The sequence below is a fragment of the Modestobacter sp. Leaf380 genome, from assembly GCF_001424485.1.
Classification (GTDB): Bacteria; Actinomycetota; Actinomycetes; order Mycobacteriales; family Geodermatophilaceae; genus Klenkia.
In genome coordinates this window covers 33,964-47,113 of the sequence record NZ_LMQC01000019.1, presented here as the reverse complement: position 1 = coordinate 47,113, position 13,150 = coordinate 33,964, and the positions used below count along the sequence as shown (strand labels likewise).

The 13,150-nt window shown below is 68.6% G+C and carries 13 protein-coding genes; 6 read left to right on the top strand and 7 right to left on the bottom strand.

Annotation, left to right across the window (positions count from 1 at the left end; all coding sequences use genetic code 11):
• Nucleotides 1-32: 32 nt before the first annotated feature.
• The 4 genes from rutA to wrbA are packed head-to-tail and all read right to left on the bottom strand — an operon-like array spanning nucleotide 33 to nucleotide 3,804.
• Complete coding sequence (gene rutA, locus ASG41_RS12680; RefSeq protein WP_056295206.1) at nucleotides 33-1,085, bottom strand: pyrimidine utilization protein A; 1,053 nt, start codon at nucleotides 1,083-1,085, stop codon at nucleotides 33-35.
• A gap of 57 nt (nucleotides 1,086-1,142) precedes the next feature.
• Nucleotides 1,143-2,525: an MmgE/PrpD family protein gene (locus tag ASG41_RS12675; RefSeq protein ID WP_056295203.1), complete on the bottom strand. Its 1,383-nt coding sequence runs from the start codon at nucleotides 2,523-2,525 to the stop codon at nucleotides 1,143-1,145.
• A gap of 50 nt (nucleotides 2,526-2,575) precedes the next feature.
• Nucleotides 2,576-3,190 (bottom strand): isochorismatase family protein, encoded by a 615-nt coding sequence (locus ASG41_RS12670; protein ID WP_056295201.1) that lies wholly within the window; start codon nucleotides 3,188-3,190, stop codon nucleotides 2,576-2,578.
• Nucleotides 3,187-3,804, bottom strand: a complete 618-nt coding sequence (gene wrbA / locus ASG41_RS12665) for an NAD(P)H:quinone oxidoreductase (RefSeq protein WP_235564770.1) — start codon at nucleotides 3,802-3,804, stop codon at nucleotides 3,187-3,189. The genes ASG41_RS12670 and wrbA overlap by 4 nt, the downstream gene beginning before the upstream one ends.
• 112 nt (nucleotides 3,805-3,916) lie before the next feature.
• Between wrbA and ASG41_RS12660 the strand changes: the two genes are divergently transcribed.
• From ASG41_RS12660 to ASG41_RS23640, 4 genes are all read left to right on the top strand, one after another.
• Nucleotides 3,917-4,633, top strand: coding sequence for a FadR/GntR family transcriptional regulator (locus tag ASG41_RS12660; RefSeq protein ID WP_056296485.1), 717 nt, complete (start codon nucleotides 3,917-3,919; stop codon nucleotides 4,631-4,633).
• 45 nt (nucleotides 4,634-4,678) lie between these two features.
• A complete protein-coding gene (locus ASG41_RS12655; RefSeq protein WP_056295198.1) occupies nucleotides 4,679-4,951 on the top strand; it encodes a ribbon-helix-helix protein, CopG family in 273 nt (90 codons plus the stop codon).
• Nucleotides 4,938-5,267: a type II toxin-antitoxin system PemK/MazF family toxin gene (locus ASG41_RS12650; RefSeq protein ID WP_056295195.1), complete on the top strand. Its 330-nt coding sequence runs from the start codon at nucleotides 4,938-4,940 to the stop codon at nucleotides 5,265-5,267. Before ASG41_RS12655 ends, ASG41_RS12650 begins: the two co-directional genes overlap by 14 nt.
• Before the next feature lie 410 nt (nucleotides 5,268-5,677).
• Nucleotides 5,678-8,521 carry a hypothetical protein gene (locus tag ASG41_RS23640; protein ID WP_157519401.1) on the top strand — a complete coding sequence of 948 codons (2,844 nt, stop codon included), beginning with the start codon at nucleotides 5,678-5,680 and terminating at the stop codon, nucleotides 8,519-8,521.
• A gap of 164 nt (nucleotides 8,522-8,685) precedes the next feature.
• Here ASG41_RS23640 and ASG41_RS12645 read toward each other — a convergent pair whose 3' ends face one another.
• The 3 genes from ASG41_RS12645 to ASG41_RS12635 form a co-directional block, all read right to left on the bottom strand.
• A complete protein-coding gene (locus ASG41_RS12645; protein ID WP_056295192.1) occupies nucleotides 8,686-9,285 on the bottom strand; it encodes a hypothetical protein in 600 nt (199 codons plus the stop codon).
• Nucleotides 9,286-9,511: 226 nt separating this feature from the next.
• A complete protein-coding gene (locus ASG41_RS12640; RefSeq protein WP_056295189.1) occupies nucleotides 9,512-9,763 on the bottom strand; it encodes a hypothetical protein in 252 nt (83 codons plus the stop codon).
• 378 nt (nucleotides 9,764-10,141) lie between these two features.
• Complete coding sequence (locus ASG41_RS12635) at nucleotides 10,142-11,347, bottom strand: amidase (protein WP_200938856.1); 1,206 nt, start codon at nucleotides 11,345-11,347, stop codon at nucleotides 10,142-10,144.
• Between the two features lie 76 nt (nucleotides 11,348-11,423).
• Here ASG41_RS12635 and ASG41_RS12630 point away from each other — a divergent pair, with 76 nt between their 5' ends.
• Both ASG41_RS12630 and ASG41_RS12625 read left to right on the top strand, forming a co-directional pair.
• Entirely contained in the window at nucleotides 11,424-11,948 is a 525-nt protein-coding gene (locus ASG41_RS12630) for a MaoC family dehydratase (protein ID WP_056295186.1), read from the top strand.
• Nucleotides 11,945-13,150: a CaiB/BaiF CoA-transferase family protein gene (locus tag ASG41_RS12625; protein ID WP_056295182.1), complete on the top strand. Its 1,206-nt coding sequence runs from the start codon at nucleotides 11,945-11,947 to the stop codon at nucleotides 13,148-13,150. The genes ASG41_RS12630 and ASG41_RS12625 overlap by 4 nt, the downstream gene beginning before the upstream one ends.

Genomic DNA, 13,150 nt, shown 5'->3' with positions numbered 1-13,150 from the left:
AACCGCGCCCCTCCCACTCCACCAGCGGAGCGTCAGCCGAGCAGGGGCCGGACCTTCTCACCGAAGGTCTTCACGCCCTTCTCGAAGTCGTCGAAGGTGAACATCATCCCCTTGACCCCGGGCATCTTGGCGACCTCGTCGATCTGCCGGGCGACGGTCTCCGGGCTGCCGACCAGGGTGGCCATGTTGAAGTTGACCGCCCCCTCGGGCAGGTTGATCGTCCGCGCGGTGCCGCCGGAGTCGGCGGAGGTGTCCTTGAACCCCTCGTCGCTCATGTAGCCGAGGGCGCCCAGGTCAGCACCGTCGTGGTAGCTCTTCCACTTGGCCTGCGCCTCCTCGTCGGTGTCGGCCATGATCGCCATGAACAGCGGCAGCGAGCCGACGTCCCGGCCGCTGGCGGCGGCCGCGGCGGCCAGCTTCTCGGTGGGCTCCCGGTAGGTCTCGGGGGTGTTCACGCCCGGGGAGAGGATGAAGTTGTAGTCGCCGTGCTCGGCGCAGAACCGCATCCCGCGCTCGGACTGTCCGGCGCACACGATGTCGATGGGCGCACTGGGCTGTGGGGACAGCTTGCAGTCCGTCATCTGGAAGTACTTCCCGTCCAGGTCGCAGGTGCCGGTCTCCCACAGCGCCCGCAGCACCTGCACGTACTCGGTGGAGTAGTCGTAGCGCTCGCCGAAGTACTGGTCGCCGGGCCACAGGCCCATCTGCGAGTACTCGCCCGACGCCCAGCCGGACACGATGTTGACGCCGAACCGGCCCGGGGCGATGGAGTCGATGGTGGTGGCCATCCGGGCGACCAGTGCCGGCGGCAGGGTGAGGACGGCGGTCGACGCGTACAGCTTGATCTTCTCGGTGACGGCAGCGAGGCCCGCCATCAGGGTGAAGGACTCCAGGTTGTGGTCCCAGAACTCGGTCTTCCCACCGAACCCGCGCAGCTTGATCATCGACAGCGCGAAGGCGAAGTCCTGCGCCTCGGCCTCCTGGACGATCCGCTTGTTCAGCTCGAAGCTCGGCATGTACTGCGGTGCGTTCTCGCTGATCAACCAGCCGTTGTTGCCGATCGGGATGAAGACGCCGAAGTCCATGCCTGCTCCTGTGGCTAGAAGGGGGTTTCCGGCGTCGTTGCCGGGGGTCTGTGGGGGTCAGCCGGCGGCGCAGGCCTCGGCGAACGCGCGGGCGGGGCGGTCCTCGCCGAGGGAGAGGACGGCGTCCAGCACCCGTTCGGTCGTGCTCTCGTCGGCGACGGGGGCCATGGACCCCCGGAACTTGGTGACGACGTCGGCGTCGGTGAGCGGGCGGTCGGCGTGCCCGCGGTTGACCTGCTCGCGGTGGGTGAGCACCCGGCCGTCGGTCGTGGTGATCTGCACCCAGCCGGAGTAGGCCTTCGGGAAGGCGCTCTCGTCGTCCGGCACGACCTCGACCTTGCGGGCCAGGGCGAGCACCTCGGGGGCGCGCAGGGCGTCGTCCGAGAGCTCGGCGAGGGTGAACCGGCCGCGGGCGAGGGTGGTGGCCACGACGTAGGGCAGCGAGAACTTGGCGTCGTACTCGTCTCTGGGTTCCCACTTGGCGGCGGCGGGCTCGCAGACGACCTTGCCGGGCACCGGGTGGATGGCGCACCGGATGCTGGCGACGTCGTCCGGGCGCAGGTCGTGCTCGGTGCGCAGGGTGAGGACGGCGTCGGCGAAGGCGTGCGCGAAGTGGCAGACCGGGTAGGGCTTGACCGCGGTCTGCGCAGTCTCCCACCGGGTGCCCAGGCCCTCGGCGACCAGCTCGGGGTGCACCTCGCGGCCGGCGAGGTGGGTGTTGAAGAGGCCGAAGCGGCCCTCGTAGACCGCGGCCGGCCCGGACCAGCCGGCCTTGGCGAACGCGGCGGCGGTGAGCCCGCACTGGGCGGCCCAGCCGGGGTGCAGGCGCTTGGTCCAGGAGCCGTCCTCGAGGAACTCCAGCAGGCCGGCGGCCATCGACCCGACGACGCCCTGGGCGGCGGCGAGCTGGTCGGCGTCCAGCCCGGCGACCCTGCCGGCGGCGACGGCGGACCCGAAGGCCCCGGCCAGCGCGGTCGGGTGGAAGCCCAGGTCGTGGAAGGCGCCGGCACCGGCCAGGCCGACGCGGGCGGCGACCTCGACGCCGAGCACGTAGCCCAGCAGCAGCTCGCGGGTGCTGGCGTCGGCGGCAACGGCGGCGGAGATCGCGGCGGGCAGGGCGGAGGCGGACACGTGGGTGATGGCGCCGATGTGGGTGTCGTCGAAGTCCAGGCCGTGCACCAGCACCCCGTTGAGGACGGCGGCGTCGCGCGGGGCGAGCCGGGTCTTCGTGCCCAGCACCGGGTGGTCGCCGGAGCCGAGGGTGCCCAGGGCCTGGGCGGCGACGTCGGGGAAGGGGTGCGCGGTGGCGGCGAAGGCCAGGCCGACGGCGTCCAGGACGAGGTGCCGGGCGCGCTGCTGGACGGCGTCGGGGACGTCGTCGAGGTCGAGGCCGGTGACCACGTCGGCGACCTGGCGGGCGAGGCTGGGGGAGCTGCTCACGGGTCCTCCTGGTCTGTGACGGCGATCACCGGCGACGATAGGTCAGACGTTTAGCTCTGGGAACCCCTGAGCGCCTGGAACCAGGCAGCACCGTCGGGGACGACGTCGGCGTACCGGGCGTCGAGGTCGACCAGCGCGGCGTCGTGGATGGCCGCGGACCGGTCGGCGACGGCGTCGGCGAGGACGACGGGGGCGTAGTCCAGCGAGGCGGCGTCCACGACGGTGGCGCGCACGCAGCCGGCGGTGGTGAACCCGGCGACGGCGAGGGCGTGCACGTCCAGGTCGTGCAGCAGGTCGTCGAGGTCGGTGCGGACGAAGCCCGAGGCACGGGTCTTGGTGACGACGGGCTCGCCCTCGACGTACCCGACGCGGTCGTCGAAGCCGGACAGCTCGGCGCCGGGGCGCAGCTGCTTGAGGGCGGGGGCCTTCGCCGTCCAGACCGGGCCGAGCTGGTCGTCGTCGTCGAAGAGGACCCGGAGCCAGACGACCGGGACGCCGGCCTCCCGGGCGGCCGCAGCGGCCCGGCCGCAGCCCTCCGCGGCGGCCGCGACCGCGGGGTCGTCGCCCAGGGTGAAGAGCCGCTGGCAGTCGACCAGCACGAGCCCGGGCCGCTCGGTGGTGGCGAGGCGCCCCATCCCGACCCGGACCGCCTCGCCGCTGCTCATGCCCCCGCCAGCCCGTCGGCGACGAAGCCGGCGAACCGGGCGAGCCGGACACCCTGCAGCCGGCAGGCCTCCAGGGCGACGGCGTCGGGTTCGGCGCCGGAGCGGGAGACGAAGGAGCCGCCGTAGGGGTTGCCGGACTCCTTCATCAGGTGCCGCTCGCCGTAGCCGAGGGGGAGGACCAGCGAGCCCCAGTGGTAGAGCACGTTGTTCATCGCGAGGATCGTGGACTCGAGGCCGCCGTGGCCGGTGGAGGCGCTGGTGAACGCCGTTCCCACCTTGTCGGCGAGCTTGCCCTGGGCCCAGAGGCCGCCGGTGGTGTCCAGGAACTCCTTGAGCTGACCGGCGGGGAGGCCGAAGCGGGTGGGGCTGCCGAGTGCGAAGCCGGTGGCCCAGTCGAGGTCGTCGGTGGTGGCGGTCTCGTAGCGCGCGGCGTCGACGAAGGCCTGCCACTTCGGGTTGGCCGCGATGGCCGCGGGCGGAGCCAGCTCGGGGACGATCCGCAGCCGGACCTCGGCGCCGTGGGATTCAGCGCCCTTCCCGATGGCCTCGGCCATGGCGGCCAGGTTGCCGGTGGAGGAGTAGAAGACGACGGCGATGCGGGGGGTGGCGGGCACCGGGAGGACTCCTCGGGTCGGGGGTCCTCATCCAAGTGTCAGACGATTGCCGACGTCAACGCCTCGGCTGTCAACACCGTGTGAACCGGGGGACCGCTGGCAGACTGTGCCGGTGACCAGCGCCGAGCCGGCAGGGCCCGCCTACGCCGTGCTGGCCGGGCGGATCCGCGCCCGGATCGTCTCGGGCGAGCTGACCCCGGGGGACCGGCTGCCCAACGAGCAGGAGCTGTCCGCCGAGTTCGGGGTCGGGCGCAGCACGGTGCGCGAGGCGCTGCGGTCGCTGACCAGCGAGCACCTGATCGAGACCACGCGCGGGGTGTCCGGCGGGAGTTTCGTCAGCGTGCCGACGCCGGCGCACCTCTCGGCCCACCTGGAGACCGGCGTGGCGCTGATGGCGGCCGCCGAGCGGGTGACGGTGGAGCAGCTGATGACCACCCGGCACCTGCTGGAGGTCCCCGCCGCCGGCGAGGCCGCGCTGCACCGCACCGACGAGCACCTCGAGGACCTCCGCCGCGCCGAGTTCGACCCCCAGCGGGCGTCCGGCCCGGAGACCTACTCGGCCAACCAGGACTTCCACCTGGTCCTGCTGCGCGCCACCGGCAACCCGCTGCTGGAGGTCATCACCGCGCCGCTGTTCCGGGTGCTGTCGACGCGGTTCGGGCGGGATCACGCGCCGGACGGGTTCTGGGCGTGCGTCGCCGACGACCACGCGGAGCTGCACGATCTCGTCGCAGCGCGGGATGCGGACGGGGCAGTCGTGGCCATGCGGCGGCACCTGGACCACCTGACCGGGGCCTATCGGCAGATGGACCGGTTGAGTCGGGGCTGAGCCCTGCGCCTTGACAGGGGCATCTGTACGACAGACTGTATTCGCATGACGCTTTCACCGGGGCCAACCGAGGTCTGGCAGGCCCGCATCGACTCCGACCTCGCAGCCGCACTCCGGGAGGACTCTGCGGTCCTGGGGCTCAAGGGGCGCACCGAGATCGTGCGGACCGCGCTCGAACTGCTGCACCAGCGGGCCGCCGAGGAGCGGATGGCCCGCAGCGTGGAGGACTTCTACGGCGACCAGCCCGCTCCATTGCCGATCGGCGTCCGCCCCGCCCTACGGCGCGACGAGGTCGTTGACACCGGTGCCCCTTCCTGAGCCCTTTCGCGGAGAGATCTGGGACGTCGACTTCCCGGACTTCGGCCTGCACCCGGCCGTCATCCTGAGCGTCAACGCCCTCAACAGCCGACTCGGGCACGTGGCAGTCGTCCCGGTCACCGGCACACCCGGTCCGCCGGCCACCCACATCCCCCTCACCGCCGACGCAGGACTGACCCGCTACGACCAGTCCTACGCGGACGTCACGGCGCTCCAACCCGTGGACCGGGCGGCGCTGGTGCGCCAGCGCGGACGCTTGGTGCCCAGCGAGGTGGAGCGGCTGGCGGTCCAGCTGCGCACGTACCTGGGGCTGTGACGAAGCAGGTGCGTCGCTGGGGTGGGACTGATGGGCAGAGCCCATGCGGGTCGGCGATCTCGGCGCCGTCCGGTGATCCACAGGACCCAGCGCGAGACCATCGACAAGCGCTCGGCGTTGCATCATGCCGACGAGGGCAGGGGCTGACAACAGCGCCTCAACCTGTGCCGTATGACGCCCCTTTGCGGGAAACCAAATCGGACGGGTCTATCGGACACCTGGACAACGCTGCAGGTCAGCGCGTCGGCGCGAGGCATTTCCGTCCCGACAGACGGCCGTCTCCGGACACCCGAAGTGCTCGACCCACGGTCGGACGTTCGAGATCCGTTACCGTCCTGTGTGAGGTAGGCCGAGCCCACTGCTAGACGGGGTGGCTGGACGGCATCCAGGGGCGATGACGCGGGGGACTCATGCAGATCAGCTTCTTCGATCCGACTGAGGACGAGATAAGTCCCCAGACAAAAGGGCACATCTTTGAGCAATTCGCGAAGCGCTTGGTCGAGTACACGGGTCACCGCGACGTTGTTTTGCGGGTCAAGCGTTCTAGCCTCGAGTATGACGTTGAAGCGCGATCGAGCCTCAACGGTCGCCAGCTCAACGGTGAAGCCAAAGCGCACGAGGCCGCGATCTCCGGGAAGGAGGTCACGGCATTTTTCGGTAAGCTCGTTCCCCTCGCGCATTCGAGCCAGAATGGGCTCGATGGTTTATTCATCAGCACCAGTCGGTTGACGCCCGACGGGGAGGATTTTCTTCGAGATCTCACCCCTGAAGTCTTGAGTGGCCTCCGAATGACTTTCACGACACTCGTCGGTGAAAAAATTCCCCAATTCTTGAGCGAGCGCGGCCATTGCGCATCGGAAGAGTCCATTAAGAGAACGCTCGCCGCCGACACGCGGTTGCACCCCAACGACTCGTGGCTTGTTCTTGGCAGACGCGGCGACATCATTATCGTGTCCGCGGGGCCGAGTGCTGCCTCAGCTGCCACTCACTTCGTGGGCTTCGATCTCGCCGGCCATCGGTGCGTCTTGACCAATGACGATGTGCGTCGCCTCCGTCGACAGCTTGTCGACCTTTCGAACTTGACCTACCTACCGCCTGACGAGATGCCGGCACCAGACATCAGCACGCCATCGCTGCCTGGTGTCTTAGCGGGTGCGGGCTGGTTCGACTACAAGTTCCCGAGCCCGCCCGACTGCTTCGTGGGCCGCGACACAGCCATCGCCGCTGTACAAAAATTCATCCAAACCGTGGCCGAGGGCGCCACAACCCTCAGGGCTATCCAGATATTAAGCCGGTCTGGGGTTGGGAAGAGCTCACTGCTTCTCAAAATTGGTGCCTCCTCCGACGAGACCACTCAGGTCAGCGCTACGGTGGACGGGCGAAACTTGCTTGCGCCCGGCGATCTTCGGCTGGTCGTAGCTGCGCTGTTGCGAACCGTCCAGGATGCCTTCGAAGTCGAACTCCCGGTGCCTAGCCGTCAGGAAGATGCCTTGACGGGGCTAGAGAAAGCGGCACAGGAACTCGCTCTAAGGTCCCGCGTTGCCCTAGTGCAGATTGATCAGTTTGAGGCTCTGCTGGGTCGTCCAGATGTGTTTCGTACCTTTTTGGACCTCGTCGCGGCTACAACAGACAGAGCGCTTCCTCTTGTTTGGGTTCTTGCTCGGAAGAACGATCTAGCAGCTACGTATGATGAAGGTGCGGCCGTCGACTTGGCACGGCTCAATGAGTTGAGTTTGCCCGTGCACCTCGTGGACTTCACACCTCCCGAGGAGCAAGCTCTCCTGGATCGGTTGTCAACTGAGATGGGCGCCAAACTATCGAAGGAGCTGGCAGAAGCTCTTCTAACGTTTTCTGCGGGTTTCCCTTGGCTGCTCAAGAGAGTCTGTTCGCATGTATTGAGCATGTCGCGCGTTGGTGCCACTCAAACCGAATTGACTCGGGGAGGACTTCGCGCCGAAGATCTTTTCGATGAGGATCTCGCTGGCCTAGACGAGGCAGATAAGGCGCTACTCCGCGTACTCGCCGCACATCTTCCGAACAATGCCGGAGAGTTGAGCCGCCGACTCGAAGGTGAGGTGAGCTTTAAGCGTCTTACCGTAAAACTGAACGACTTCCTTGGTCGAAAGTTGCTCCGCTTGAGCGGTGATGTTTATGACACATATAACGATGTCTTTAAGTCTTATCTTCTGACTGGACGAATTCCGTTCCAGGCTCGGTATGTGTTCCGTGTAACGCCTGGGCCAGCTCTAGGTCTCCTGACCTCAATCGTAGAGGAAGGGGGGGCGGACACGGCTACGTTTGCGCGCCGACTCGGCGGCAACGCCACCGCCACCTATAACAAACTTCGAGAACTCCGACTCCTCGGGATTCTTGCGCCAGAGGTAGGTAAGGTTCGGCTGTCTTCCGAAGCAGAGGCGGCGCTTGAGGCTGATCAGATGGGATCTTTCTTGCGCCAAGCGCTTAGAGCGAACGCTCTGGTGTCGAGTGTGCTTGACCTCATCAGTCGATCAGACAGTGTCGACCTCCGCGACGTAACGTTGTTGCTTCGGTCGGAACTGCCGCACATCGAGGCTAGCGACAACACCTGGACTAGCTATGCCAGTATTCTTATTAACTGGCTCAGATATGCCGGAATGGTTGATGTCGAGGGAGAGCACGTTAAGCCAAGGGAGTCGGCTTCCGATGAGCTTGTGCTTCGTCGAGCTTTCAATCTGGGAAATTTCGCAACTAATGTATTCGTTCCAAGCGTACGACCGGGAAAGGTTCGGGAGCTTCTAGAGATGCTCCGCGACGGGGGAATCCCTCGAGCAGTCGCGCGGGAGCGATTGGGGCCCAGCCAGGTCGGTTCGGTGATGCGGGACGCGCGGTCATTAGACCTCATTGAGGACGATGGAGCGGTAGTTCGAGCCACGGCGCAAGGACGAGCTATCCTGGCTCAGGCGAATCCACTGCAGGACCGAGATGTCGCTGTCGTTTGCCTCTCAAAGCCCAATGTTCGTGGTCTGCTGGACGCTGCTGCAGAGACCCCGCTTTCGAGCGAGCAGCAGCGGGAGGTCCTGTCTCGGTACGGGTCGGCAAGTTGGTCCGATCAGACGTGGGCGTGGCGAACCGGAATTCTGACTGCTTGGGCTGTCGCTTCAGGCCAAGCGAAGGGCGGACGGCGTGGCCTACGAAGTGGGTCCGGCGTCGAGGAAACCCAGCCGAGAAAGACGGTCCGGCAGTCGCCCGCAACGAAAGTAGCGTCCGCGATTTAGTCGACGGCCGACCTCATGGCGCCACTGAGCTGCCACGGGCTGGCCGAATATGGTGGTGCTGCGCGTGGCTGGCGCCCCGGGTCCCAGTAGACGGTCGTCAGCGGACAGCGGGTTTCGGCCGCCTCTTTCGGGTCAGCCTCGGTGTTCATGCCGACGGCAGCTTTCTACGCGGTCGGGGGCGAACCAGCGACAAGGCGCAGGGCCTCTTCGTATCCGCCGCCGAAGTCGATGCGCGTGACATCGGCGGGATCGAAGGTGTGCGGCTTGCTGGCCCAGCCGCCGCGGGTGTTGACCTCGCGTAGGTGCAGCTTGGAGTCGTCAAGGGACGTGACGGCACCGATCCAGCAGACGTCCGGCCGGGCGAACTCGTCGAAGACCGACACCATGCCCGTGATTGCTGACGCCGATTTGAGGGAGCTGACTACATCGCCGAGGCTCAGCTCCGGCGCAGCCGGGGGCCACAACGAGCGGGCCTGCAGTGCCTTCACCTCGAAGCATTCAGGGTCGGGGTCCAGCGATACCGCTTGGATGTCCTTGACCCGGATCAGGTGCCAGCCGTCAAATGCAATGCGATCCGACAATCTCTGAAGCGCTAGCCACTTGGGGCTGATGCCGACCACGAAGCCCTCGAGTCGGTCGGCGTCTGGTACCCAGCGTCGAACGGTGACGAGCAGTTGGTTCTGCTGTGCGCGGGCCAGACGTGTCAGCACCGCATCCTGATCGAGGGGCGGCTTCTTCCGTTTCCCGCTCATGATCACGATCATGCCAGCCCTTACGGGCCCTGTCCTCGCCGCAAGGGTCGCGCTTGATGCCCACCAGCAAGGCTGAGCAGCGCGCGCTCGGCGGTGCTCGGCCTTCGTCTCCGCCTGGATCGAACTCTCGTCCCGGTAGACGGTCGGCCACGGACGGCTGTGCTGAGGGAGTTCAAGCCGCTTAGCGCGTGAACTCGTCGTGGGCAGGTCGTCCCATAGGGCGCTTGTGGCGAGCGAGCTACCCAGCCTCGAGGTGCCCGACGTCCGCCAGGTCGTGGTACGGCTTCCCTTCGCAAAACCACAGGCCAGAGCACACGCCCATGGGCCGTTGATGGTCCGGGCAGACCGGCCAGGTCACCCCCAGGTCGGCGAGCCCTTCACTGACCTCGTAGGCGACTGCGTCGTCTGCATCGGCATCGAGCGACGCATTCATCGATGCGGGCGACACTCCGTCGACTAGAGCCTCGTCCACCTCCGCGTCCAGTTCCACCTGAGCGGTCTGTCGGCCGTTCCTGATAGTGAGGCGTAGGTCGGTGCCAAGGGTCAGCGCCCACGAAGCCCCAGTTGTCCGCTGCAGATCCCCTTCGACGCGCGCCGCGGCAGCCCTGAGCCGTGCCGGGTCTCGATCCACAGCGCCAGATTAGCGAGCCATGAGGCCACCGGGGTGTGTCCCGGTAGACGGTCGTAAGCGGACACATGGCGCCTGTCGGCCCGGGGTCCTGAGAACCCCATCGCGCTGCGAGACGCAGGTCGCCGGCCGACCGGCAGCGGGGGTTCGCGCGGCGGGTGGGCCGGGTCGTGGAGATCGACGCCGGGCACCACCCGTTCCTGTCGCGGCCCGCCGAGGTGCGCGACCTGGTCCTCGGCCTCAGCCGCTGACCACCGGCGGCCGCGCGGTGTGCCACGCCGTCCGCTCCTGGAACCACAGCCCGGCCGCGAAGAGCGAGTCCTCGCCGTCCACGGGACCGGTCAGCTGCACCCCCACCGGCATCCCGGACCGCGGGTGCCTCCCCACCGGCAGGGCCAGCGTCGGCCCGGCGTGCAGCGACCACGGGTAGGTGAGCTGCCCGAGCCGCCGGGACACCCGCACCACGTCGTCCGGGTCCGCGCGGGGCACGTCCACCGGCATCGTGGGCGTCAGCAGCAGGTCGACACCGTCCAACGCAGCCGAGATCCGGCCCTGCAGCGCCTGCCGGGCGAGGACGGCGGCCGCCCGCTCGTCGGCGGTGATCGACCGGCCCAGCCCGACCCGGACCAGCGTGTCCGGGTGGAAGCGCTCGGGCTCCGCGTCGAGACGGGCAGCGTGGGTCCGAGCCAGGTCGGCGTAGACCAGCGTGTAGACGATGTCCTGCGCGTCGAGCAGGCCCTCGACCTGCACCGGCACCACCGTCGACCCGGCCACCGCGAAGACCTCCAGGGCCGTGTCCACCACACCGCGCACGCCGGGGTCCACGTCGGTCAGCAGCTGGACCGGGAGGCCGATGCGGCGGGGGAGTGCGGCTGCGGGCACCGGTGCGGTGGAGCCGGTGAGCACCCGCTGGGCCCGGGCGACCAGCGCGACGTCCCGGGCCAGCGGGCCCACGGTGTCGACGTCGTCGCAGACCGGGAAGACGCCGTCCAGTGGGATCGAGCCGTGCGTCGGCCGCAGCCCCACCACCCCGCACGCCGACGCGGGCAGCCGGATCGAGCCGCCGGTGTCGGTGCCCAGCGCCAGGTCGACGATGCCGGCCGCCACCGCCGCGCCGGAGCCGCCCGACGAGCCGCCGGGCACCCGGGACGGGTCCCACGGGTTCCGGCACGGGCCGGCGGCGGAGTTCTGGTTGGTCACCCCGACGGCGAACTCACTCAGGTTCAGCGTCGCCACCAGGTCGGCCCCCGCGCTGGTCAGCCGGCGCACCACCTCGGCGTCCTCGAGGGGCACCCGATCGGCGAAGAACGCCGACGCGCACGTCGTCGGACCCCCGGCGACGTCGATGTTGTCCTTGACCCCCAGTCGCACCCCGGACAGCGGGCCGGGGCCGGGAACAGGCCGGTCCACCTGGCGGATCACGGAGTTGGTGCCGGCGTCGTCCATGGGTCCTCCGCGGGTTCGGGGGCTTGCGCGGCTAATCATCAGACGTTTACCGTCCGGCTGTCGAGGGAGGTCTCCAATGGCCACACACCCAGCCGTCCTGGGTCGGTACTTCGAGGACTACGTCGTGGGCGACGTCTACCAGCACCCGCTCGGCCGCACGATCTCCGAGGCCGACAACACCTGGCTGACGATGCTGACGATGAACACCAACCAGCAGCACGTCAACGCGCACCTCGCCGCCCAGAACCCCATCACCGGCGGCCGCGTCATCGTGAACTCGGGGCTGACGATCGCCCTGACGCTGGGCCTGAGCGTCCTGGACATGAGCCAGAACGCGGTGGCGAACCTGGAGATGACCGACGTCCGGCTGACCCACCCGGTCTACGTCGGCGACACCCTCTACGCGGAGAGCCTGTGCACCGGGCTGCGGGCCAGCAAGTCCCGGCCGTACGCGGGCATCGTGTCGATGGTGACCCGCGGGCTGACCTCCGAGGGCGACGAGTGCATCTCGTTCACGCGCTCGGTCATGGTCGCCACGAGGGAGTCGGGGATCGGGCAGGGCCACTTCCCCGAGGCCAAGACCGGGCCGCTGACCGCATGAGGCCGCTGGAGGACGTCCGGATCGTCGCCCTGGAGCAGTACGGCGCCGGCCCGTTCGGGAGCGTGCACCTGGCCGATCTCGGCGCCCAGGTCATCAAGATCGAGGACCCGCGCACCGGCGGGGACATCGGCCGCTACGTCCCGCCCTACGCAGCCGGCGAGGAGTCGCTGTTCTTCGAGACGTTCAACCGCAACAAGCAGAGCCTCAGCCTCGACATCTCCACCCCGGCCGGCCGCGAGGTGTTCGAGGACCTGGTGCGCACCAGCGACGCCGTCTGGTCCAACCTGCGCGGCGACGTGCCGGCCAAGATCGGCATCCGGTACGCCGACCTCGCCCACCTCAACCCCGCCATCGTGTGCTGCAGCCTCACCGGCTTCGGCATGACCGGCCCGCGCGCCGCCGAACCCGGCTACGACTACGTGCTGCAGGGCATCGCCGGCTGGATGAGCCTCACCGGTGACCCCGGCGGCCCGCCCACCAAGACCGGGCTGAGCCTGGTCGACTTCTCCAGCGGCTTCGTCGCCGCGCTCTCGCTGATGGCCGGCCTGCACGCCGCCAGGCGGGACGGCGTCGGTGGCGACTGCGACGTCTCCCTCTACGACACCGCCATGTCGCTGCTGACCTACCCGGCCACCTGGGCGCTCAACGCCGGGTACGAACCGGTCCGCACCGTCGACTCCGCGCACCCCTCGCTCGTCCCGTTCCAGGCCTTCGCGGCCAGCGACGGCTGGCTGGTCGTGGGGTGTGCCAAGGAGAAGTTCTGGCAGCGGCTGGTCGCCGTCCTCGGCCGACCCGACCTGGGGGACGACGAGAGGTTCGCCAGCTTCACCGCCCGCGACGTGCACCGCGCCGTGCTGCTGCCCGAGCTGCGCGGGGAGTTCGCGAAGCACCCGGTGGCCCACTGGCTGGCGCTGCTGGCCGCCGCCGGGGTGCCGTCGTCGCCGGTCAACGACGTCCACCAGGCCCTGGCCGACCCGCAGGCCGCCGCCCGCGGGCTGCTGCTGGAGACCGAGCACCCGCACTGGGGCACCGTCCGGCAGGTCGGCAGTCCGGTCCGCTTCGGCGAGCAGCACACCGAGCACCGCCGCGCCCCGCACCGCAACGAGCACCAGCACGAGATCACCGCCGACCTGCTCGGCTACCCACCCGAGAAGGTGGCTGCGCTCGAAGCAGCGGGCGCCTTCGGCGAGACCAGGAGCTGA